Origin of the sequence: Streptomyces sp. ITFR-6 (assembly GCF_031844725.1) — a bacterium.
Classification (GTDB): Bacteria; Actinomycetota; Actinomycetes; order Streptomycetales; family Streptomycetaceae; genus Streptomyces.
In genome coordinates this window covers 6,615,122-6,635,183 of the sequence record NZ_CP134612.1, presented here as the reverse complement: position 1 = coordinate 6,635,183, position 20,062 = coordinate 6,615,122, and the positions used below count along the sequence as shown (strand labels likewise).

General features: G+C 71.3%; 22 protein-coding genes and 2 pseudogenes. 2 read left to right on the top strand and 22 right to left on the bottom strand.

Features of this window, described 5'->3' with window-relative positions:
* Positions 1-44: 44 nt before the first annotated feature.
* Positions 45-1,343 (top strand): MFS transporter, encoded by a 1,299-nt coding sequence (locus RLT59_RS30180; RefSeq protein ID WP_311306327.1) that lies wholly within the window; start codon positions 45-47, stop codon positions 1,341-1,343.
* A 52-nt stretch (positions 1,344-1,395) separates the two neighbouring features.
* Here RLT59_RS30180 and RLT59_RS30175 read toward each other — a convergent pair whose 3' ends face one another.
* The 8 genes from RLT59_RS30175 to RLT59_RS30140 form a co-directional block, all read right to left on the bottom strand.
* A complete protein-coding gene (locus RLT59_RS30175; protein WP_311306326.1) occupies positions 1,396-1,758 on the bottom strand; it encodes a cupin domain-containing protein in 363 nt (120 codons plus the stop codon).
* A 45-nt stretch (positions 1,759-1,803) separates the two neighbouring features.
* Complete coding sequence (locus RLT59_RS30170) at positions 1,804-2,448, bottom strand: SGNH/GDSL hydrolase family protein (RefSeq protein WP_311306325.1); 645 nt, start codon at positions 2,446-2,448, stop codon at positions 1,804-1,806.
* A gap of 83 nt (positions 2,449-2,531) precedes the next feature.
* On the bottom strand, positions 2,532-3,320 hold the full coding sequence (locus RLT59_RS30165; protein WP_311306324.1) for a sugar phosphate isomerase/epimerase family protein: 789 nt from the start codon (positions 3,318-3,320) through the stop codon (positions 2,532-2,534).
* A gap of 103 nt (positions 3,321-3,423) precedes the next feature.
* Positions 3,424-4,851, bottom strand: coding sequence for a chondroitinase-B domain-containing protein (locus RLT59_RS30160; RefSeq protein ID WP_311306323.1), 1,428 nt, complete (start codon positions 4,849-4,851; stop codon positions 3,424-3,426).
* A 52-nt stretch (positions 4,852-4,903) separates the two neighbouring features.
* On the bottom strand, positions 4,904-6,208 hold the full coding sequence (locus RLT59_RS30155) for an alpha-L-fucosidase (protein ID WP_311306322.1): 1,305 nt from the start codon (positions 6,206-6,208) through the stop codon (positions 4,904-4,906).
* 58 nt (positions 6,209-6,266) lie between these two features.
* Positions 6,267-7,133, bottom strand: coding sequence for a carbohydrate ABC transporter permease (locus tag RLT59_RS30150; protein ID WP_311306321.1), 867 nt, complete (start codon positions 7,131-7,133; stop codon positions 6,267-6,269).
* Positions 7,130-8,101 (bottom strand): carbohydrate ABC transporter permease, encoded by a 972-nt coding sequence (locus RLT59_RS30145; protein ID WP_311306320.1) that lies wholly within the window; start codon positions 8,099-8,101, stop codon positions 7,130-7,132. The genes RLT59_RS30150 and RLT59_RS30145 overlap by 4 nt, the downstream gene beginning before the upstream one ends.
* Positions 8,098-9,426 (bottom strand): sugar ABC transporter substrate-binding protein, encoded by a 1,329-nt coding sequence (locus RLT59_RS30140; protein WP_311306319.1) that lies wholly within the window; start codon positions 9,424-9,426, stop codon positions 8,098-8,100. The genes RLT59_RS30145 and RLT59_RS30140 overlap by 4 nt, the downstream gene beginning before the upstream one ends.
* Positions 9,427-9,909: 483 nt before the next feature.
* Here RLT59_RS30140 and RLT59_RS30135 point away from each other — a divergent pair, with 483 nt between their 5' ends.
* Positions 9,910-10,674 carry an NAD(P)-dependent oxidoreductase gene (locus RLT59_RS30135; protein ID WP_311306318.1) on the top strand — a complete coding sequence of 255 codons (765 nt, stop codon included), beginning with the start codon at positions 9,910-9,912 and terminating at the stop codon, positions 10,672-10,674.
* 317 nt (positions 10,675-10,991) lie between these two features.
* Here RLT59_RS30135 and RLT59_RS30130 read toward each other — a convergent pair whose 3' ends face one another.
* The 14 genes and pseudogenes from RLT59_RS30130 to RLT59_RS30065 form a co-directional block, all read right to left on the bottom strand.
* The gene (locus tag RLT59_RS30130) at positions 10,992-11,669 is read right to left on the bottom strand and encodes a response regulator (RefSeq protein ID WP_311306317.1); all 678 of its coding nucleotides are present in this window, start codon (positions 11,667-11,669) and stop codon (positions 10,992-10,994) included.
* 88 nt (positions 11,670-11,757) lie between these two features.
* The gene (locus RLT59_RS30125; protein ID WP_311306316.1) at positions 11,758-12,405 is read right to left on the bottom strand and encodes a CapA family protein; all 648 of its coding nucleotides are present in this window, start codon (positions 12,403-12,405) and stop codon (positions 11,758-11,760) included.
* 9 nt (positions 12,406-12,414) lie between these two features.
* Positions 12,415-13,095 carry a CapA family protein gene (locus tag RLT59_RS30120; RefSeq protein ID WP_311306315.1) on the bottom strand — a complete coding sequence of 227 codons (681 nt, stop codon included), beginning with the start codon at positions 13,093-13,095 and terminating at the stop codon, positions 12,415-12,417.
* Positions 13,092-13,817, bottom strand: coding sequence for a DsbA family protein (locus tag RLT59_RS30115; RefSeq protein WP_311306314.1), 726 nt, complete (start codon positions 13,815-13,817; stop codon positions 13,092-13,094). Before RLT59_RS30115 ends, RLT59_RS30120 begins: the two co-directional genes overlap by 4 nt.
* 2 nt (positions 13,818-13,819) lie before the next feature.
* Positions 13,820-14,146, bottom strand: coding sequence for a DoxX family protein (locus tag RLT59_RS30110; protein WP_311306313.1), 327 nt, complete (start codon positions 14,144-14,146; stop codon positions 13,820-13,822).
* Positions 14,143-15,027: an ABC transporter permease gene (locus RLT59_RS30105; RefSeq protein ID WP_311307907.1), complete on the bottom strand. Its 885-nt coding sequence runs from the start codon at positions 15,025-15,027 to the stop codon at positions 14,143-14,145. The genes RLT59_RS30110 and RLT59_RS30105 overlap by 4 nt, the downstream gene beginning before the upstream one ends.
* On the bottom strand, positions 15,024-15,299 hold the full coding sequence (locus RLT59_RS30100; protein WP_311308003.1) for a hypothetical protein: 276 nt from the start codon (positions 15,297-15,299) through the stop codon (positions 15,024-15,026). The genes RLT59_RS30105 and RLT59_RS30100 overlap by 4 nt, the downstream gene beginning before the upstream one ends.
* An 82-nt stretch (positions 15,300-15,381) precedes the next feature.
* A pseudogene (locus RLT59_RS30095) lies at positions 15,382-15,789 on the bottom strand (ATP-binding cassette domain-containing protein); the annotation flags it as partial.
* A complete protein-coding gene (locus tag RLT59_RS30090) occupies positions 15,786-16,214 on the bottom strand; it encodes a lasso peptide biosynthesis B2 protein (RefSeq protein WP_311306312.1) in 429 nt (142 codons plus the stop codon). The pseudogene RLT59_RS30095 and the gene RLT59_RS30090, both read right to left, overlap by 4 nt.
* Positions 16,211-16,474: a lasso peptide biosynthesis PqqD family chaperone gene (locus RLT59_RS30085; RefSeq protein ID WP_311306311.1), complete on the bottom strand. Its 264-nt coding sequence runs from the start codon at positions 16,472-16,474 to the stop codon at positions 16,211-16,213. The genes RLT59_RS30090 and RLT59_RS30085 overlap by 4 nt, the downstream gene beginning before the upstream one ends.
* Positions 16,471-17,996 (bottom strand): annotated as a pseudogene (locus tag RLT59_RS30080) (asparagine synthase-related protein). The gene RLT59_RS30085 and the pseudogene RLT59_RS30080 overlap by 4 nt, the downstream one beginning before the upstream one ends.
* Before the next feature lie 62 nt (positions 17,997-18,058).
* Positions 18,059-18,190 (bottom strand): aborycin family tricyclic lasso peptide, encoded by a 132-nt coding sequence (locus RLT59_RS30075; RefSeq protein WP_311306310.1) that lies wholly within the window; start codon positions 18,188-18,190, stop codon positions 18,059-18,061.
* A gap of 123 nt (positions 18,191-18,313) precedes the next feature.
* The gene (locus tag RLT59_RS30070) at positions 18,314-19,066 is read right to left on the bottom strand and encodes an ABC transporter permease (RefSeq protein WP_311306309.1); all 753 of its coding nucleotides are present in this window, start codon (positions 19,064-19,066) and stop codon (positions 18,314-18,316) included.
* Complete coding sequence (locus tag RLT59_RS30065) at positions 19,059-19,832, bottom strand: DUF8746 domain-containing protein (protein WP_311306308.1); 774 nt, start codon at positions 19,830-19,832, stop codon at positions 19,059-19,061. The genes RLT59_RS30070 and RLT59_RS30065 overlap by 8 nt, the downstream gene beginning before the upstream one ends.
* Between the last annotated feature and the right edge of the window lie 230 nt (positions 19,833-20,062).

The window sequence follows — 20,062 nt, the reverse complement described above, 5'->3', positions numbered from 1 at the left end:
CATTCTCGTTTTCGTACGCACATTCGGGCTGGCACACTGCCTCGGTGACCAACACCCTCGACGCATCCGACACCCCCGGCGGACCCGCTCCCACCGGGCGGGTCACCGCGGCCGACCTGCCGGGACTCCGGCGCAGGACGACCGCCGTGCTGATCGCCGGCCAGATACTCGGCGGCCTCGGCGTGCCCGTCGGCATCGCCCTGGCCCCCGTGCTGGCGACGCAGGTCAGCGGCTCGGAGGCGCTGTCGGGGCTCGCGCCCACCGCGTCTGTGACCGGTACGGCCCTGCTGTCACTGCCGCTGGCCGCGCTGATGACCTCGCGCGGCCGCCGCCCCGGTCTCGTACTCGCTTATCTGATCGGGGCGCTCGGAGCCGGCCTGGTGGTGCTGGCCACCCTGGTGGAGAGCTTCCCGCTGCTGCTCCTCGGCATGGCCGCGTTCGGCGCGGGCTCCTCCGCCAATCTGCAGGCGCGGTTCGCCGCGGCGGATCTGGCCGAGCCGGAGCGGCGCGGCCGGGCGATCTCGACCGTCATCTGGGCCACCACCATCGGCTCGGTCGCGGGGCCCAACATCGCGGCTCCGGCCGGCCGGGTCTTCCGAGGCACCGCCGTGTCCGAGACGGCCGGTCCCTTCGTCTGGGCGGCCGGCATCTTCCTCCTCGCCGCCCTGGTGATCGCGGTCCTGCTGCGGCCCGACCCGCTGCTCACGGCACGCGCGCTGGACCCCCAGGAGGGCAAATCGGCCGGGAACCGTTCGCTGCGTGCGGGTGTCGCGGCCGTGCGGGCTTCGCCGATGGCACGGCTGGCCCTGGTGACCGTCGCCGTCTCGCACACCGCGATGGTCTCGATCATGGTGATGACCCCGGTCGACCTCGGCCATCACGGCGCGGACCTCCAACTGGTCGGCCTGGTCATCAGCGGCCACATCGCGGGGATGTACGCGTTCTCGCCGGTGATGGGCTGGCTGTCGGACCGCTTCGGGCGGCTCGCCGTCATCGGCCTGGCCGTCGGGCTGCTCTCCCTGGCCGCGCTGCTGGCGGGCACCGCGGGCGCCGCTCACGGCAGGACCGCGGCCGGTCTCTTCGTGCTCGGGCTCGGCTGGTCCGCAGGGCTGGTCGCCGGATCCGCGCTGCTCACCGACTCCGTGCCGCAGCCCGCCCGCGCCGCCGTACAGGGCCTGTCGGACCTGACCATGAACGCCTCCGCGGGCATCGGCGGCGCGGTCGCCGGGGTCATCGTCTCCCGGGCGAGCTACGGCTGGCTGAACCTCACCGGCGCCTGCCTGCTGCTGCCGATGGCCGCGCTGGCCCTGCGCCGGTCCCTCGCCCGCCCCGCCCCGGCCTGACCCCACCGCCCGAACGCGCGAGCTCCTCAGGGCTTCAGAGGTTTCAGAGGTTTCAGAGGGTGATGTGGTAGGCCTTGCGCAGCGTCTCGTGCACGGTCCACGTCGTACGGTCGCCCTCGCGCAGCACGCAGGCGTCGCCCGGTCCGATCTCCAGGGTCGCGCCGCCCTCGACCGCCACGGTCGCGCGCCCGCTGACCACCACGAACAGCTCGTTGGCCTCGGTGTCCGTGACCACGCCGGGCGTGATCTGCCAGATCCCGCGCAACTGCTTGCCGTCGGCCGACTCCCACAGCACCTTGCCGGTGACCTGCGGATCGCCCGACACGATCTGCGCGGGATCGAGCGGTTCCGGTTCGAGCACGGCGTCCGGAATGTGCACGGCAAAAGAGGCGGGAGCTTGATCAATTGTGGTCATGGGCGGTCACTCTAGCGACCGCCCATGAGCGTCCCGTGCTACCCCCTACCCCTGCGGACCGGCGGTGGGATCGGCCACGGCCAGCCACGCGTCGGCGATCAGCCGGTGCCCGAGCGGGGTCGGATGGACGCCGTCCCTGGCCAGCTCCGCCGGCGTGCGGTCCCGTACCGCGCGGGCCATGACGTGGTCGGCGCGGACCACCTGGGCCCCGTTGTTGGCGGCTGCCCGCAGGACGGCGTCGGTGCGCGGCGCCAGGTCCTCGAACCAGCGCTCCTGCTCCGGCTCGACCGGGAGCAGGAACGGGGTGATGACGACCAGCCGTGCGGGCAGCCCGCGCGCGGTGTCCGCGAGCAGACCGTCGAGGCAGGCCTCGAACACGTCGACGGGGCTTGCCAGTCCGCTGTCGTAGTGCCGCCAGGTGTCGTTGATGCCGATCTTCACGGTGACCACGGTGGGCCGGTGATCGATGACATCGGTGGTCCAGCGCGTTTCGAGGTCGTAGACGCGATTGCCGTTGATCCCCCGGTTGATGACACGGGGTCCGGGGCCCTCGACTGCCCGGTCGCGCAGGGTCCGCGCGATCTCGTGGACGTAACCCGCACCGAGCGATGCGGCGTCCGCCCGGTCGCGGCCCGCGTCGGTGATGGAGTCTCCGATGAACAGGAGCGTGTCGTCGTGTCTGATGCGCATGTCTGCCATTCTGACGTCGGGGGCGCCGAGACGCCCCTCGCGGCCTTCGGGGTCCAGCCGACCATGTTCGACCATGTTCGGCCCTACGCGGTCCGGCCCGCGAATCCCCTCAGTGCCGCGGCCTCCCGCGCGAGCACCTCGGGATCGTCGCCGGGCACGAACTCCAGGAGCGCCTCGACGCCCCGGCCGTCCAGCAGGCCGAGCGCGGCGGTCCACAGCCGCGAACGGTCCGCCAGCGGCAGCCGGTTGTTGCCCGGCCACCAGGAGAAGGCGTGCACCGCGCAGACCCGGTCCGCCAGCTCCGCGAGCCCCGCCAGCGCCTCCTCGTCCGAGGCGTCGAGCGGCGGCTGCCAGTAGGTGCGGACGTTGTCCGCGTCCACCTCGTCCAGCAGCCGGGCGGTCGAGGCGACGGTGTCGGTGAGCGTTCCCCCGTGGAACTCGGGCGCCAGCAGCAGCCCGTGGTCCGCGGCGATCCGCGCCGCCTCCCGCAGACAGCGCACGGTCTCCCGCCGCTCCCCGGGCAGCGCGGACCGCGATCCGGCCGCGCCCGCCCACACCCGTATCCGGGGTGCCCCGAGAAGCACCGCGGCACGGGCGACGGCGGGGAACCCCGCCAGTTCGCCCGGGGTGGCGCGGAAGTACGAGCCGTACGAGCAACAGGCCATCCCGTACCGATCGGTGGCCTCGCGGACCGCGCGGACGGTGTCGGGCCGGTCCGCGGGCGCGTGCACATCGGCCCCCCACTCGATCACGTGCAGGCCCGCCTCCGCCGCACGGCGCGCGACCTCTGCGGCGGGCAGTCGGCGGAAGGTGACCGAACACAGCCCGAGCCCGGCTCCTCCCGCCGCGTTCCGGCGGCTCTCGTCGGTCATGTCACTGCCTTCCCGCGATGGGTGTGCTCCTCGCGCGGTCCGCCCGGACGGGGCGGGCGGACCGCACGGACCGGACTGGGCCGTTCCCCGTCACCGCGTACGTTCAGGCGGCGTTCGGGCCCACGTCGGCGGCGGTGAGCGGGTGCCGGAGCGCGGGCGCCGTCGCGTACTCGTCGGCGCCGATGTCCCGTACGCTGCCGCGCTGGTCGCCGTCGATGTCGTCGGTGACGGCGGCCCCCGCCAGGGTGGCGGCGCCGATCGCCGGGCTGCCCGCCGACAGCCGCAGCACACCGTCCGCGCCCCGGCTGAGCAGCGGGTCGGCCCGGGTGAAGCCTCCGGCGGGGATGTTGCCGTCCGCGGCCGTGCCCCACAGCAGGTTGCTCTGCCAGGTGAAGCCGGTGGTGGCGCCCATCGCGACGAGGCTGCCGGCGTCACCGACCAGCAGGTTGTCGGCCACGGTCACGTCCTGCGGCTCGTCCGCCCGGGTCTCGCCGGAGAGCGAGCCGGCGTTGTTGATCAGGGAGTTGTGCACGATGACCGCGCGGTCGCAGGCGTCGTTGCCCGTCCGCTCGTCCGGTGTCTCGCCGGAGTTGTGGTCACGGGTGCTGCCGCTGCCGATCACCAGGGCCCGGCCGGAGAGCCCGCTGAGGTAGTTGTTGACGATCCGGTGGTCGTTGCCGTAGATCCGTACCCCGTCGATGCCGTCGATCAGGTGGTTGCCCTCCACCACGGAACGGTTGCCGTGGCGCAGCACGATGCCGCCTCGGCTGTCGCGGATGGTGTTGTACCTGATGGTGTTCTGCGACGACTTCACCGAGATGGCCTCGGGGTCGCCGTCGCAGCGCTCGAACAGGTTGTACTCCACGACGGCGTTGGCGTCGGACAGGGCCCGGCCGCTGACGCCGAGGCGGATCGGCTCGCCGCCGTTGGCTCCGGTGAAGCTGTGGTCGGAGAGGTGGTTGCGGAAGATGTGCAGGTTCTGGGCCATGGCGGTCTTGCCCGTGCCGTCGACGACGATGAAAATGCCGGCGGTGGTCTTGTTGTGGAAGTGGTTCCGGTCGATCTTCGAGTCGTCCGCCCGCACGACGAGCCAGTACGCGTCGCCGGTGTCCGCCAGCTGGAAGTCGTTGCGGGTCAGCCGGATCGCCGAGCAGTCCGCCGGGATCTCCATCGTGGTGCTCTGCCGGAAGGAGAAGCCGCTGAGGGTGATGTTGCTCGAATCGCTGAGCACGAAGCCGCGTTCGCCGCGCAGCACGGCGCCGCCGCGGGTCTTCGAGACGATCGTGATCTGTGCGGCGGCGGTGCCGTTCTTGCCGGAGATGTTGATCGCGCTCCCCGACGGGACCGTGTAGGTGCCGTCGGCGACGACGATCCGGTCCCCGGGCGCGGCGCTGTTGATGGCGCTCTGGAACTGGGCGAGGGTGGCGACCGGGATGTCGGCGGCCGACGCGCTGCCCGACAGTGAGGTGGTCAGCGGTACTGCGGCGAGAGCGGCCACGGCGGTGCTCCTGAGGAACGTGCGGCGTTGCATGGTGCCTCCGTGAGTGAGTGGTGGATCGGGGCCCGGGGCCTGAACGTTCGGATCAGGCCGGGGTGTCCAGGAACAGTTCGACGACGGGGACGGGGGTGTCGGGGCGGCGCACCGGGATCTGGAGCGTGAGCGTTCCGGCGGGCTGACCGCCCATCTCGGTGTTGACGGCGGGCCGGTCGGGGTCGATGTGGACCGGGATGATCTCGGACGCGTCGTTCAGCAGCTGGGCGTACCGCACCCGCCCCGCGAGTCCCGGCAGGTGCAGGTGGCGCGGCGGCCAGGCGAACAGGTGGACGTAGAGCCGGTCGCCGCGCTGGGTGTACCGGCATTCGGCGGGGGCGGTGTACGGGGACGGGCCGCAACCGCGGACCGAGCGCTCGTGCAGCTCCGTCCACCGGCCGATCTCGCCGAGGATCGCCACATCGCGCGGATCGAGTTCGCCGCGGCCGTTGGGTCCCACGTTGAGCAGCAGGTTGCCGCCCTTGGACACCCCGTCGACGAGCATCCGGATCAGCAGGTCGGCGCTCTTGTGGTCGAGGTTGTCCCGGTCGTAGCCCCAGCTCCCGTTGAGGGTCTGGCAGGCCTCCCAGAGCACCGGGCGCCCGTCCTCCGTCATCGGCCCCGAGGGCTGGTACTGCTCCGGGGTCACGAAGTCCCCGGGCAGTCCGGTCCGGTCGTTGACCAGGACGTGCGGCTGGAGTTCCCGGATCGTCTCCAGGAGCTTCGGAGAGTCCCAGTCGTCGGGCCCCTTGCCGCCCCACCAGGTGCGCCCGGCGTAGGAGAAGTCGAAGAAGAGGTAGTCGACGCGCCCGAACCACGTCAGCAGTTCGCGGACCTGGCCGTGCAGGTAGCGCTGGTAGTCGCGGATGTCCCGGTCGGCGTTGGCGGCCTTGAACTCCTCGTCGTCGCGCTGCGGGTGGGTGCCGTCCACCGGGAAGGACGGGTGGTGCCAGTCGATCAGCGAGTAGTAGAGGCCGACCTTGAGCCCTTCGTCGCGGCACGCCCGGACGAACGGGCCGACGAGGTTGCGGCCGTGCGGGGTGTTGGTGACCTTGTACTCGGTGAGGGCGCTGTCCCACAGGCAGAAGCCGTCGTGGTGCTTGGTGGTCAGGACGGCGTAGCGCATGCCGGCCGCCTTGGCGGCCCTGGCCCACCGGACCGGGTCGTGACGGTCGGGGTCGAAGAGGTCGAAGTAGACCTGGTACCGCTCGTCGGTCAGCTTCTCCCGGTTCTTGACCCACTCGTGCCGCGCGGCGAGGGAGTACAGGCCCCAGTGGACGAACATGCCGAACCGGGCTTCGGTGAACCAGGTCGTCTCCGGGGCTCCCGCGGGGGCCGGGGTCGCGGACGGGGTCATGGGGATGTACTCCTTGCGGGGACGGAGGTTGCGGGCGGGGCGGAGGGGGCGGCGGGGGTCAGCCCTTCGGCGCGCCGGAGGACAGACCGCTCACGAAGGACCGCTGGAAGAACAGGAAGACGATCACGGAGGGCAGCAGGGCCAGCAGCGAGGCGGCCATCACGACTCCGGGGGTGACCGACGGGTCGATCCGCAGGGTCCGCAGCGCCAGCGGGAGCGTGTACGAGGAGGAGTCGGTGGAGACCAGGAGGGGCAGCAGGTACTGGTCCCAGATCATGGTGAAGCCGAAGACCCCGATGACACCGAGCGCGGGCTTGTACATCGGCAGGATGATCTGGGCGAAGATCCGCAGGTCTCCGGCCCCGTCGATGCGGGCGGCCTCTTCGAGTTCGCGCGGCACGTCCTTCATGAACTCCGTCATCACCAGGATGGAGAACCCCCAGGCGCCCAGCGGGACGATCATTCCGGCCAGCGTGCCGATGAGGTTGAAGTGGACGACCGGCAGGTCGGAGAGGATCAGGGACAGCGGGAGGGCCAGGATCTCCTCGGGCAGCATCAGCGTCGCCAGGACGGCGACGAGCACCAGCGTCATCCCGGGGAAGACCTTCCTGGCCGGCGCGTACCCGGCCAGGACGGAGACGGCCACCTGGAGCAGCAGCCCGCCGCCGACCACGAAGAACGAGTTCAGCAGGTACGTCAGCACCCCCTGGTCGAAGGCGATCCGGAAGTTGTCCAGGGTGACGCCGGAGGGGATGACGCTCAGCTGCGTCGGGTCCTTGACGTGTCCGAAGGCGCTGACGAGCAGGGCGATCAGGGGCCCCGCGAAGACGGTCAGGACCAGCAGGTGGACGACGTTCCGCAGGATCCGGCCGCCGACGCTCCTGCTCTCGGTCAGGCCGAGCGCGGTCTCGGTCTGCTCACTCACTTGCTTTCCCTCCGCCGCAGCAGTTGGACGACGACGGTCAGGACCAGCGTCGCGACGAACAGCAGGACCGCTCCCGCCGCTCCGGCACCGAGCCGGTTCTGTTCGAGGCCGAGCTTGTAGATGAGGGTCATGACGACCTCGGTGGAACCGTGGGGCCCGCCGTTGGTGAGCAGGAACACCTCGGTGAACAACCGCAGTCCGCGGATCGCGGCGAGGATGAAGAGGATCGAGAACACCGACCGCAGTCCGGGCACGGCCACGTGCCACACCCGCTGCCACCTGGACGCGCCGTCGACCTTCGCGGCCTCGTACAGGCCCCGGTCCACGCTCGTCAGACCGGCGAGGATGATCATCATGTCGTAGGGGGCGCCCCGCCAGATGCCGGTGAGCATGATGGAGGGCATCGACGTGTCGGGGTCGTTGATGAACCCCGAGGGCCCCATCCCCACCATCCCGAGCAGGGAGTTGAGCATGCCGTCGCCGGTCGGGTGGTACATGATCCGCCACAGTTCGGCGACGACCGCGAGCGGCACCACCACCGGGAGGAACGCCGCGGAGCGCACGAACTTCAGCCGGCGGCTCTGCCCCTCCATCAGCAGGGCGAGGGCGAGACCGAGTGCCATCGAACCGGCGGTCTGCCCGGCGGCCAGTACGACCGTGTGCCACGCGGCCTCCCGGAATCCGTGGGACTGGAGCACCGTGGCGTAGTTGTCCGTGCCGACCCACTTGTTCCCCAGGTAGGGCTGAACCTCCTGGAAGGACATGGTCAGCGCGTTGGCCATGGGGATGAACTTGAAGTACAGGAAGAGAAGCAGCGCGGGGGCGAGGAACAGCCAGGGCGTCCACCACCGGCCCGATCTTCGGCCGCGCCCCAGGAGGCCGGTGGCCCCGCCGTCCCGGCGGCCCGGTTTCCGCGGGGAGGGGCCGGCCGCCGGAGGGGCGGCCGGTTCCGCCTGGTCGAGGCTCATGACGCGGCGATCCCCTGCTCCTTGAGGATCCCGGCGAGCTGCTTGTCGAGCTCACGGAGCTTGGCCCCGGTGTCGAGGCCGCAGTCCGCCATGAGCGCGTTCACGGTGTCCGCCGTCGCCTGCCGCACCGGGGTCCAGTTCGGGATGGACGGCGCGTACCGACCGGAGTCCTGGTACGCCTGGGCGTAGCTCTTCCAGCGGGGGTCGGGCCGCACCTGGGTGATGTCCACCGTCTTGTTGACGGGGAGCTGCACGGTGTAGCCGGTCTCGCCCTCCATGCCTATCTTCTGGCCCTCGGCGGAGACGGCGAAGCCGGCGAAGGCGTCCTGGCCGGCCTGGTTGGCGGAGCCGGCCATCAGGTAGACGGAGCCGCCCTCCGCGAGGACGGTGGCGTCCTTCGGGCCCTTGGGCATGGGCACGACCTCGTACTTGTCCTTGCCGAGGGTCTCGTCGAAGCGCGGCAGCAGGTACGGGCCGACGACGAACATGCCGGTCCGGCCCGCCTCGAACGTCTCGTTCGTCGGCGGGGTGTCCATGGTCACGGCGCCGGGCTGGATGGCCTTGGCCTTGCAGCCCAGGTCGCGGAACCACTGCATGGCATCGACCGATGCCTTCGTGGCCGAGGCCGGCTTGTACGTGCCCTTGCCCGTCTCGGTGATGAAGTCGCCGCCCGCAGCCCACAGGAAGTTGGAGAAGTACCAGGAGGCGTAGCCGCGTTTGGTGGACAGCGGGGCGGCCAGCCCGGCGGTGTTGTTCTTGCCGTCGCCGTCCGGGTCCCGGGTGGTGAAGGCCTTGGCCATCGCGGCGAAGTCGTCCCAGTTCCGCGGGGTGTCGAGCTTCAGCTTCTGCCGCCAGTCCTTGCGGATGAGCAGCGCGGAGGCCTGGGCCGAGTACGGCAGTCCGTACTGCTTGCCGTCCACGGCCTTTCCGGAGTCCAGCCCCTGGCCGATGATCTGCCCGCTGTTCTTGATCTTGTCCAGGTCGATCTCCCGGAGCAGGCCCTGACTGTGCATGGCCCCGAGCTGGGTCACGTCGTTCATGACGATGTCGGGCAGGTTCTTCTGGGCGGCCCGCTGCTGGAGCTTGGTCTTGAAGTCGTCGAAGATCGCGGTGACCTCGACCTTGTAGCCCGTCTTCTTCTCGAAGGCGGTGGCGAGCTTGAGCGCGCCCTGCTCCCCCGGTCCGCCCGGTGTCGTCCTGGTCCAGAGCTCCAGCGGCGCCTTGGGGTCCTGCTTGGCATCCACTCCCGCAGGCCCGGACGAACAGCTGGTGAGGACCAGTGCCGAGGCGAGGACACCCGCACCGATCCATCGCGATCTCTGCATCACGACTCCTGTTTTCGCCGCATCACAGTTGACCTGGAAAGCGCTTTCCGCGACGTTAACGGGGCGAGATTCAGTGGTCAATACTCCGATGAATACAAAAAGGTTCGACGGACCGGAACAGCACCCACCGAACGACCTCCCGGGTACGCTTCCGGCAATCCAGAACGCGCGAGAGGGACATCGCCCTCAGAAATCGCCTGATACCTGGCAAGTTCAGCGATCGACGGGAACGGATGGCGCGATCCGAGGCAAGCGCGGACCATGAGAAGAAATGCCGGACAACAGGGCCTGGACATCCGACCTGCACCCGAGGACATTCCAGTGATCCGATGTATCGTCCCTGCGAACCGTCCGACCTGAGAACCGAACACGCCACACCGACGCACGACATCCAGTCAGACGTTCACCCACAGTTCCGAGCAGGGCCGGGCGGCCGCCCGGCCGCCTGCCCGGCACCTGACAGGCCGAGGAGCCAGACCCGACATGAACGAACCGGCCACCGCACCGACAGCCCTGTTGGTCATGGAGGAAGAACGCCGGGCGGACGTCTACCCGCCCGAGGTGCTGGCCGGGATCGGCCGGCTCGCGCGCTGGCAGGGACCGCCCCGCACCCGGCAGGAGCTGGCCGAGGACCCCGAGGGCCTGAGGGACGTCGACATCCTGCTCACGGGCTGGGGCGCGCCCGTCCTCGATACCGCCTTCCTGTCCCGGGCCCCGCGGCTGGGGGCCGTTCTCGTCGCGGCGGGGTCCGTCCGGCACCTGACCACGCCCGCCTTCTGGGAGCGCGGCATCCCGATCGTCTCCGCCGCCTCCGCCAACGCGGTCCCGGTCGCGGAGTTCACCCTCGCCCAGGTCCTCCTGGCCCTGAAGCAGGCACACCGCATCGCGCGGGAGGTCGTGGCCAGCCGCAGCTTCCCGCACAACCCCGACGTGCCGGGCGCCTACCGGTCACGGGTGGGCCTGCTGGGGCTCGGCCACATCGGCCGGCTCGTCGCCGGACACCTCGGCCGCTTCGACGTCGAGGTCCTCGCCACCGACCCCGTCGCCTCCCCGGATGCCGCCCGGCAGGCGGGCGTCCGGCTGGTCCCGGTCGAGGAACTCTTCGCCACCTGCCACGTCGTCAGCCTCCACGCACCGCTCCTGCCCGAGACCCGAGGCACGATCGGGGCGCGGCTGCTGGACTCGATGCGGCCATGCTGTACCGAATTCCCGGGACCGGGCAAGCCCGGCCGACACCCGATTTTATGAATCCGCGGCCCAGGGGCGGCACGTCAGTGAAACGTCAGTGAAACGTAAGCGGGAGGAGCGATAGTTCGGGGCAGGGCAGGCGTCCCGGCCCCGGACTGGCGCTCCGCATAATTCTCCGAATAGGCTTCCGGCCCAACCACCGCGAGACCGAAGAGCCAGAAGCCAAAAGAACGGGCAAGGGTCCCCGAACCAGGAACGCGTTCGGACATCATTTCTCGCGGGTATCGGCACCTTCATGCCCGTACGGCAGCGGTGGCAACGGGAATCACGGACTTCCGCCTTCTGCCGCAGCGGGACCGGTCCGGAATGGGAGAGCCTTATCCGGCGGGCATTCCCGGCTCCGCGAGCCCGCTCTCGTACGCGATGATGACCAACTGCGCGCGGTCTCGGGCCCGCAGCTTGGTGAGGAGGCTGCTCACATGTGTCTTCACGGTCGGCAGGCTGATCACCAGGCGCTCGCAGATCTCCGCGTTCGACAGCCCGTTCGCGATCAGCACCAGCACGTCCTGCTCCCGCCCGGTGAGTCCGACGAGCCTCGACGCCGGCCGGGGGGTCGCGCTGTGGCGCGAGAAGTCCGCGATGAGGCGACGGGTGACCGTCGGCGCGAGGACGCTCTCGCCGGTGGCGATGACGCGGATACCCGCGACCAGATCGGACGGTGAGGTGTCCTTCAGCAGGAACCCGCTCGCCCCCGCCTGAAGGGCCGGATAGACGTACGCGTCCCGGTCGAACATCGTGAGGGCGAGCACCCGCACACCGGACATCGACGGGTCCGAGCAGATGTGCCGGGTCGCCGCGACGCCGTCCAGGACGGGCATGCGCAGATCCATCAGGACGACGTCCGGCCTGAGTTCACGGGCCAGTTCCACCGCGGCGGCGCCGTCACCCGCCTCGCCGACCGCCTCCATTCCGGGCGTCGAGTCGATCAGGACCCGGAAGCTCCCGCGCAACAGCGCCTGGTCGTCGGCGATCAGCACCCGGACCACGTCGGTCATCGCGCGTTCCTCGCATACCGTTCGTCGGAGGCTTCGGCTGCGCCGACTTCAGCAGCGGCGCCCCTCCCGAGTGCCGCCCAAGTGCCTTCTACGTGAGGCTGTCGACCCCGTCGAGCAGCAACTCACCGCTTCCTCCGTCCCCCGCCTTCACCGTGGTGCCGTACGGCTCCGCGAGACGGGCGACGTCGGCAAGGATCTCCTCCGCCTCCGCCGGACCGGCCAGGCGCGGGCGGCCCCGGCGGTGGACCGGTTCGCCGAAGCCCAGGCCCACCGGATGGAGGCGGACGCCGACGAGCGTGCCGTCGTCGAAGGTGAGGACCGGCACCAGCGAGCGCCGATAGCGGCGGTGCGGGGCGAACAAGCGGCGTCCATGGCCGCTGGGTTCGGCGAAGTACCGGCCCGGTGCGACCGTCCCTGGAGCGGCGGCGATGTTCGCGTAGTCCTCGGCGGGAACCCGCTCTGCGAGCTCGATCCGGCTGACGATGTTGCCCAGGCTGTAGAAGACCGGCCTGCCCCGGTACAGCTCGATGCCCCGCAGGAAGTGCGGGCCGTGCCCCACCACGGCGTCGGCCCCCTCGTCCACCATCCGATGGGCGAACGCGCGCAGGAACTCCCCCGGTTCCTCCGGTGTCGGCCCCGGCTCGTGGGAATGCACGCTCACCAGGACGACGTCCGCCCGGCCGCGCGCCTCGGCCACCCGGCGGGCGATCTCGTCCAGGTCCGTCCGGTCGCACACGGTCGTCAGTCACGGCTCGTCCGCCACCTGGAAGCGCGCGCCGTACAGCGTCAGCCGCTCAGGCGAGGGCAGGGCGGGATCGATGCCGAGCAGTGTGCGCGCCTCGGCCCGCCGGGCCCGCAGCCCGGTCCGCTCGTCGATCTCCCGCAGCACCTCCATCTGGGTGCCGGTCACCGCCAGTGTGGCGCCGTGCCGCAGCGGGTTCGGTCCGGGGCGGCCCGGCAGTTCGGGCGAGGGCGCGGCCGCCTCCTGTCCGGGCAGGAAGGTCGAGCTGCACGCGATGAGGGCCAGGCTGCCGCCGGGCCGGTCCACGTAACGGGGCCGTCGGGCGGCGGGCAGATCGGTGCCGATCCCGGCGAAGGCGATCCGCCGCGCGTCCAAGAGGTCCAGAGTGCCGAGCACGCCGTCGACGCCCATGTCCAGGGCGTGGTTGTTGGCGCAGCCGAGCACGGAGAAACCCGCCTCTGTGATCTCGTCGAGCACACCGGCGTCCGCGATCAGGCCGCCGCCGCCCGCCGCGTTGTGCACGGGGCGGCCCCGGCCCTCGCTGGGCACCACCTCCAGGTTCGTGAAGGCGAAGTCCGCGCCGCGCAGGAGTCCGCGCAACCGCTCGGCCGCCGGGTCGGACGTGATCAACGCGCCCCTGGTGGCCATGCAGTCACCGGAGAGTGCCACGGTCAGCGTGGTCATCGCCGCGCCTCCCGCACCGCGCGGACGAGTGTCCCGCCCGGATCGCCGCCCGTCATGTCGAGCCGCTTTCCGTCGACCATGACGGTCGGGGTCAGCGAGACCCTGCGGGAGGCGGCGGCCTCTGATACGTACCTCACCCAGGGCTTGTGGGTGGCGTCGCGGACGCAGCGGGTGAAGGCGTCACCCTTGATGCCCACCTCCTCCGCCGTCCTGATCAGCTGTTCGTCGCTGAGGCCCGGCCCCCGCTCGGGCGGCTGCTTCTCGAAGAGCGCGGAGGAGTACTCCTCGAACCTTCCCCGGTCCGCGGCGCAGGCCGCCGCGGAGGCGGCACGGGTCGAGTAGCCGCCGGGGCTGCTGTAGTCGTCCAGGAAGGCGACGGGGTGGTAGACGAGCCGCACGCCCCCGTCGGCCTTCAGCCCCTTCAGGTCCGCGGCGATCGCCCGTTCCGTGTTGCGGCATTCGGGACAGAGGTAGTCGAGGTAGAGGTCGACACGCACCGCGCCGCCGGAGACCGCGAGACCCGCCTTGTCGGCCGTCGCACCGGCGGGCGCGCGGTCCGGGGCCTTTCCGGGATCGGAGTTGTTCGTCCGGACCAGTCCCGCGCCGACCACCGCGGCGGCGGCGATGACGACCGTGGCCACGGTCGATATGACGAGGGTGCGCCGGCGCCGCCTTGTCACCATGTCCCGTACCGAGGTGTCCGTGGGCTGCGTCGGGGGCATGCCTATTCCTCCTTCGTGTCCAGGACCCAGCGGTCCAGGGCATAGCGGGTCCGCGGATTCCGGATCAGCAGGACGGCCGTGACGACTGCCGCCACCCGCGTGGCCAGTCCGGCCACCAGGAGCAGCGCGACCGCGATCTCGGCGAACGGCAGTGCGCCGCCGATGAGTTCGGCGAGATCGTCCGGCACGATCCGGTAGACCGCGACCGAGCGCCCCGCGTCGTTCAGGTCCTGGATCCTCACCAGGCCCGCGTAGCCGAGGACCACCGCCAGGACGATGCGGGCCGCGGTGGGGGCCCATGTCTTCGTGATCCGCGCCGCCCGGCTCATTTGGTGCGGGAGAACCGGTAGGTGGCAACGCCCAGCGCGAGGGCCACGATCGCGACGAGCAGCCCCGCCTCCGCGACGACGGGTAGGTGCCAGTCACCGATCAGCAGCCGCGTCTGCTCCGAGCTGAGCACGTCCGGGCCCGGCAGGGTCCGGCGTACGGCGTCGACCCCGTAGGTGAGCGGGTTCAGTTCGACGACGATGGCGAGCCAGCCCGGCAGACCGTTCGGCGGGAACATCGCGCCGGAGAAGAACATGAGCGGCATCAGGCTGAGGTTCACCACGACCTGGAAGGTGTCGACCTGCCGGATCGTCACCGCGGCGAGCAGCCCGAGCGAGGTGAACAGCAGGGAGACCAGGAGGATCTCCAGCAGGACGAGCAACTGCGCCGGGGTGTACCGGATGTCGGCGATGCCTCCGACGGACAGGACCAGCAGTCCGTAGAGGGCGCCCGTGGTCGCTCCGCCCAGCGCGAGGCCCAGCACGATGCTCGACCTCGGGAACGGTGCGACGAGCATCTGCCGCAGCACTCCGAGCCGGCGGTCCCACACGAGCGAGATGCCCACCGCGATCGCGGGTGCCTGCACGGACATGACCAGCACGCCGGGGAACAGGAAGGCCCGGTTGTCGTTCAGCTGGGCCTTGCCGAGGTTCCCGGAGGCCGCGTCGAGGCCGGTTCCGAGGACGACGAGGAAGAGCAGGGGTGTCACGAGTCCCATGGCGAGACGTACCGGGTTGTGCTTGAGCCGGATCATCTCCCGCCGCCAGAGCAGGGCGTACGGGCGCAGCGCGTGCCGGGGCCCGGAGCCGGGCGGCGGGCCCTCGGCGGCGGCGGTGGCCGCGTAGCCGCCGGGGGCTTCCCGTACGGTGTCGGTGCGGCTCATCGCAGCCCCTCCCCGATGTTGCTCAGCGTGTGTGCGTTCGTCCCGGTCTCCCGGATGGCGGACCCGGTGTGGTGCAGGAAGACGTCGTCGAGCGTGGGCGGCGCGACGGACACCGAGTGCACGGTCAGACCGGGACCGGTGCAGAGTCGCGGGACGAGCCCGGCGCCGTCCGCGACCCTGAGGAGCAGTCCGTCCGGGGTGGGTTCGGCGGCGATGCCGAAGCGTTCGGAGACGGCGTCCGCGGCCCTGGTGTCGTCCTCCGTGCGCAGCACGACGACATCCGATCCGATGACGGAGGACCCGTGGGGCGCCGAGCAGGCCGCGGGCGATCTCCAGGCGCCGGCGCAGCCCGGTGGAGTACTGCCGTACGGGGACGCCGCCGCGCGCGGACAGCTCCATCAGTTCGAGCATGGCGGCGATCGCCGTACGCGCTTCGTGGCGCGGCAGCCCGCACAGGCCCGCCTGGAAGCAAAGGTTCTCGACAGCGGTGAGCTCCAGGTCGAGCGTCGACTCCTGGAACACGATGCCGATCCTGCGCCGGACCTCGGCCGGTTGGCTCGCGACATCGAAGCCCGCCACCTCCGCGCGGCCCGCGGTGGGTTTGAGCAGTGTGGTCAGCATGCTGATGGTGGTTGTCTTGCCGGCGCCGTTCGGCCCGAGGAAGCCGAAGGTCGAGCCTTCCGGCACCGCCAGGTCGAGGCCGTTCACGGCCGCCCGGGTGCCGTAGTAGGCGTAGAGGCTCTCGGCCCTGATCGCCGTCATGGCAGGCTCCCCTCGGAACGCCGCACGCTCAGGACCGTACGGAACACGCTCAGCTCGCCGGGTTCGTCGACCGGCCGGCCGTCGGCCTCGACCCAGGCGTGCGCCCCGAAGGGCTGGGTGCGAAATCCGGTGCACCAGTCGGACCATCGGCCACGGGCCCGGCACATCAGGACGGTGGCTACGGAGCGCTGGAGGCAGCCGAGGCCCGCGCAGCGGGTGCTGACGGAGACGACCGACCGGCGGGCCCGCGCGACCTCTGCGTATCCGGCGGGCCGGCTGCCCCGGCTGATCACGCCGAGGAGGCGGTGCAGCCGGGCGGGCGGCAGCCGCACCAGGAGCCGGGCGGCGCCGGCCGCGCAGCGGGGTGCGAGCTGTCTGCGCAGCGGGAGGCGTGCCGAGTGCTCGGCGACTGCGGGGGTGGTCATGCGGAGACCTCCAGGAGGTTGGCGGCGCTCAGCGACTCGATGAGCGCCAGGACGTCCTGCCGTGCCCGGTCGGCGTCGACCGGGGCGGCCTCTGACACGCTCGCCGCGACCGCGTCGGGTCCGTCCCCGTCGAGCAGCCTGCGCAGGACGGCGGAGCCGGACGCGTTGAGCTGCCAGTAGCGGCCGCGGCGCCCGTCGAGCAGGACGGCGCCCGAGCCGACGGGGGTGAGGGTGACGTCGCGGGCGAGCCTCAGCTTCATCTGCTTGCTCCCGTGTCCTGGGTGTCGGTGTGCGGGGTGTCCGCCCCGGTGTGGGTCCGGAGCCAGCTCTCGCAGGCCACGGTGGTGTCGATCGGCTGGAGGTGGTGGGACATCGGCCCGGGATTGAGCACCGCGGCACGGAACGCCGCCGGGTCGATGAGGCCGAGGTGGGCGAGGTGCGGGTCCTCGCAGAGCTCCAGGATCGCGGCCCGGTTGCGTTCGAGGCCGCGGAACGCCTCGGCGCTGAACTCGCCCTTGTCGCGCCGGTCGAGGATCTCTCCGGGTACGGTCCCGCGTACGGCGGAGGTCAGCACGCGATACCGGCGCCGGCCACGACCGTGTTGATCTGACGGATCGTCGATCCCTCGAAGACGAGCGAGGCGAGTGCCTGGTGCCGGGCCCGGTCGGCGTCCAGGGGTTCCGGCAGACCGCGGGCGGTCGTGGTGAGCAGCCGCCGGACCGCCGACACCGCCTCGGGCGTGGCCCAGGCCGGCATGCGGGGCGCGAACACCCAGCCGAAGTCGGGTTCGTCGAGCGGCGGGGGCGGGGCGGCGATCCGGGCGGCGACCGCCGTGAGGTTCTGCGCGAACGTCCTCCGGTCGGCGAGCGCCCTCACGGTCTTGCCCCAGGACCAGCGATTCGCGAGCCGGTAGCGGTTGACGAGCCGGAGCCCGCTGACCGGCCGGGCGGGCGCCAGTGACCAGGCGCTGGTGGGCATCCGGCCGAACAGCTCGTCGCCGCCGAATCCGCTCAGGTGCAGGGTGGCGCCCTGCTCCGTGGCCCGTCCCGCGAGGTCCCTGATGTGCGGAAGTCCGGAGGCCCAGGTGGACGGCCCCTCGGGTGCCGCGTCCTTGTGACCGGCGGTGTAACCGATCCCGAACAGATTCTCCGCCCGGTCCGCCGCCAGTGTGTGGTGCCGGGCCCGCGGCAGCAGGGCCGCGGCCTTGGCCGCCCAGGCGGTGTCCTCGTTCGCCCTGTCCAGTGGCGCGACGTGATAGGTGATCAGGTCGGCACCGGCCGCGTCGGCGAGGAAGCAGAGCGAGGTGGAGTCCATGCCGCCGGACAGGTCGGCGCTGATGGTCCGGCCGGGGCGCACCCGTGCGGCGAGCGCCTCCGCCAGCGCGGCGCGGACGGCCTGCGCACCCTCCGCGAGCGAGTGGGTGGGCCCGTCGACCACGGCCGAGTAGACCTGCCGTACGCCGACGAGCGAACCCTGGATCCGGGTGACGCCGTCCACCGAGGCCAGCAGGTGGAAGAGCCCCGGCAGCCGGGACGCCTCCTTGTCCACGTCGTGCGTCGACTTCGTCCGGGCGAGTGCCGCGGCCGCGACCGCCGGATCGATCCGGGTGTTGCCGATGAGCACCAGGCGGTGCCGGCCCGCCTCGACCAGCGTGGTATCTCCGTCGGGCCAGTACCCGAGGATCCAGGGCCGCCCCGACGCGTGGTCGATCCGGCGGCTCGCCCGTACCTTCGCCGCGACCGCGGCACCGGCCGGGCAGTCCGGAAGAACTGTGAATTCCATGTCGCCTCGTTCCCCGGGCGGTGCCGGTGCGTCCGAAACGGACGCACCGGCACCGGATGAGTTCACCAGAAGCAGACGACGGCGTAGCCACAGCCGGCGAAGTCGTTGCAGCTTCCGACGCCGAGGCACTTGGTGAGCTCGTCGAAGTCGCCGACCTCCTGGAGCATCGGGGGCTCGTAGATCTCAACAGACATGTTCTTCCTCCCAGTTGGACCGGATCACTCAAACCGACTTCTTCGGTCCTCGACCCGGCTGACTGGGAAGTTACGGCGGCGCGTGTCCCACGGGCATGAGGCAGGCGCCCCGGTCGGGTCCCGTCACACGTCCCACCGGCGGTGGCGTACGAAGCCGAGGACGAGCGCCGCCGCCGTCCATACGAGCAGCACCGCGCAGCCCCTGACGGCGTCGCCCGAGTCGATCGTGAGCATCTGGGTCCCCGCCCGGTCGGGGAAGTACCGCGCCACCTCCTTCGTCGCCCCGATGACGGAGAGGATCTGGGAGCCGGCGAGCACCATCGGCAGCATCACGGCCAGCGGTACGACGGCGCTGCGCGCGGCGGCGGCCACCCCGGCGGCGAACAGGCTCATCAGGGTGAGGTAGAGCACCGCTCCGGCCAGGGCCCGGGGCACACCGTCCGAGGTGATCGAGGCGCCGTGCGGGCCCAGTGCCGCCTGCGTGGCCAGGTACCCGACGACGGTGACCGGGATCGCGACGAGCAGGGCGGCGGCAGCTGTGACGGTGAGTTTGGCCGCGTAGAGCCGGCCGCGCCGGGGCACGGCGAGCAGGGAGACGCGCATCATGCCGGAGGCGTACTCGCTGCTGACGACGAGTACGCCGAAGACGATCAGGGCGAGCTGGCCGTAGAGGATTCCGTCCAGTCCGGCCTGCTGTGCGGTGAATCCGTCCCGGATCATCCCGTTGTCGGAGTCGATCGCCGACTTCGCGGACCAGCCGTCCAGAGCGCCGATGAGCACGCTGAGCGGGACGAAGAGCAGCAGCGCGAGGAACGTGCTGCGGATGCGGCGCATCTTGATGAACTCGGCCCGGACGGCCGCGAGTGTCTCAGACACGGGTCTGCCCTCCTGTCCTGGAGACGAGTCCGAGGAAGGTTTCCTCCAGGGACCCCTGGTGGGTGCTCAGTTCGTCGAGCGCGAGGCCGCTCGCCGCGGCGAGGCGGCTGATCTCGCCCGCCGGCAGCCCGTCGACCTCCAGGCCGCCGTCGCGGGCCGGGGTCACCGAGGCCCCCGCGCGCTCCAGCTCCCTTCTCAGCAGTACCGGTTCGGTCGTACGTACCCGTACGTAGGACCTGCCGTGGCGCTCCATGAAGTCCGCCATGCCGGTGTCCGCGAGGAGCCTGCCCCGGTCGATGACGATCAGGTGGTCCGCGACCATGGACATCTCCGTCATCAGGTGGCTGGAGACGAGGACGGTGCGGCCCTCTGCCGCCTGGGCGCGCAGCAGTTCACGCAGCCGGCGGATGCCTTCCGCGTCGAGGCCGTTGACCGGTTCGTCGAGGACCAGGACGGGCGGGTCTCCGAGCAGGGCCGCCGCCAGGCCCAGCCGCTGGCCCATGCCGAGCGAGAACGTGCCGATCCGCCGCTTCGCCGCGTCCGCGAGGCCCACGGCGTCGAGGACCTCGCCGATCCGCTGTCGCGGGATCCGGTTGCTCCGCGCCAGCCAGCGCGGGTGGTCGACCGCGCTCATACCGCGGTGCGGGGCGGAGGCCTCCAGCAACGCACCGACGTGCCGGGCCGGGTAGCGCAGCTCCTGATAGGCGTGTCCGCCGATCCGCGCGGACCCCTCGTCCGGGCGGGTCAGGCCGAGCATCATCCGCATCGTGGTGGACTAGCCGGCCCCGTTGGGGCCGAGGAAGCCCGTGACGGCCCCCGGCCGCACGGTGAAGGTGAGTCCGTCGACGACGGTGCTCGGCCCGTACCGCTTCGTCAAGTTCGAGACGTCGATCATGCGATCCAGTCTGTCCGCGGGCCCCCGGCCCCCGCATCGCTCCCGCGGCGGGAAGGCCGGGCGTCTCCGGCGCCCGGAACCCATACCTGCGAATGAGTCCG